Origin of the sequence: Paenibacillus pini JCM 16418, from assembly GCF_000576305.1 — a bacterium.
Lineage (GTDB): Bacteria > Bacillota > Bacilli > Paenibacillales > Paenibacillaceae > Paenibacillus_AQ > Paenibacillus_AQ pini.
This window is the reverse complement of the sequence record NZ_BAVZ01000053.1, coordinates 1-1,470: the sequence shown is the minus strand read 5'-3', so window position 1 is coordinate 1,470 and position 1,470 is coordinate 1. Positions and strand designations below refer to the sequence as shown.

Sequence of the window (1,470 nt, the reverse complement as noted above, 5' to 3'; positions counted from 1 at the left end):
GGAAAGTTGCTCGTGATCTCATTATTATGTCTGGTAAATAGTCTAACTCTATCAATATTACTAACGATCAATCTAATACCATCTAATTTAAGTTCAGTTATATAATTATTATTATCAAATGGCTTGTTATCCGCAGCATGTTCTAATAGCATTGGAGATATAAACATTTTCATCACCCTGATTAAATTATATCAAAGTGATAATTGTTATTTTAGCGGTAAGTTATGTATACTAACACTATTTTTATTTATTTACTTTTTTGAGTAGCGCATAAACCACTTTTTCCTGTTCTTTTCATTTAATTGCAATAATGCCTTGTTTATCGAATCATCTGTCTGTTTCTTATCGTTTTCAATAATTTCCTCCATCCTCTTTTCAACCTTTAATCTTGATTCAGTGTTTTCTATCTCCTCTGTAATATAGTTAGTCCAGTATACGTATCCCCCATCTAGATTTCTTGCAGTTTTTATTACTTTCACTGATTGATTCAAAGACGGTATAAAAACATTGTCATCAACTACGAATGGAGGATCTTCAATTTCCCCCTCGAAAATCCCAATCCATTCTAAATGTTTTTTGTCATAGAGAGTAATCGAATCGGAACTCCAATAACTAAAGTAATATACCTTCTCAATTTTCTCTCCATAAATTATTATTTTCTGTTTCATCTTCTATCTCCTTTTTATTTTATAGTCAATTATCACTCTTGATTTCTTTTATTAAATAATTCAATAGTTCTACTTAAGTTCCACCTTCTACATGAATGCTCAACCCATATCCATTCCAAACCGTAAGTGTGTAACCATAAGAATTCACTAATTTTTCAAGAATATATGCATCATATTCATTTAAGATATCTAGCATTATTTAAATTCTCCTCTCTTATAAAATGAAGGCGCTGTACGGTATTTTTGAGCTTATTCTTTTAACTCATCCAGATTAATCACTCCTCCAAAACGACACTTTAAATCAAATATACCTTTCTTACGTGTCTTCTTCATCACATATAAATCATTCCCATCGTAAAATGCTTTACCATCTAGCTCATCATCTGTTTTACCTTTCTTAAGTTGATCATTAATCCATCCGCTAATAATCTCCATATTGTTCATTTAGATTCCTCCTTATTTTTTGGGTTTCTGAAACTAATTGCTTATCTTTTATGTTCATGAAATCGATGTTTTATGTTTAGACGAAATATGTATAATTCTATCCTTCAATTTATTCATATCTCAATACACCTTTATCAGCGCTAATTAATCTTCTTTTACCCAAATACACACCATCTACATATAATTCAAATTCTTTATCCCTATATTCCTCTAAAGTTTCAAATCTTGGAATGTTACCATAATTTCTAACTGCTTGCTCTCCACTTGGATACTCAAAACACATAATAATTCTATTACCCTGTCCGTTTGTTTTCATATGTATTCTAAATTCATAGTCTGTCGTTAGGCGGAATATATA

The 1,470-nt window shown here is 30.1% G+C and carries 4 protein-coding genes and 1 pseudogene; all 5 read right to left on the bottom strand.

Features of this window, described 5'->3' with window-relative positions; genetic code table 11:
- Positions 1-167, bottom strand: a pseudogene (locus JCM16418_RS26180) (ATP-dependent DNA ligase); the annotation flags it as partial.
- Positions 168-251: 84 nt separating this feature from the next.
- Entirely contained in the window at positions 252-668 is a 417-nt protein-coding gene (locus JCM16418_RS23295; RefSeq protein WP_036653820.1) for a YosD family protein protein, read from the bottom strand.
- Positions 669-741: 73 nt separating this feature from the next.
- Positions 742-864: a hypothetical protein gene (locus tag JCM16418_RS26510; protein WP_256203081.1), complete on the bottom strand. Its 123-nt coding sequence runs from the start codon at positions 862-864 to the stop codon at positions 742-744.
- A gap of 53 nt (positions 865-917) precedes the next feature.
- On the bottom strand, positions 918-1,112 hold the full coding sequence (locus tag JCM16418_RS23290) for a hypothetical protein (RefSeq protein WP_036653819.1): 195 nt from the start codon (positions 1,110-1,112) through the stop codon (positions 918-920).
- 109 nt (positions 1,113-1,221) lie between these two features.
- Positions 1,222-1,470, bottom strand: a 249-nt coding sequence (locus JCM16418_RS23285; protein ID WP_036653818.1) for a hypothetical protein, incomplete at its 5' end; no start/stop codon positions are given.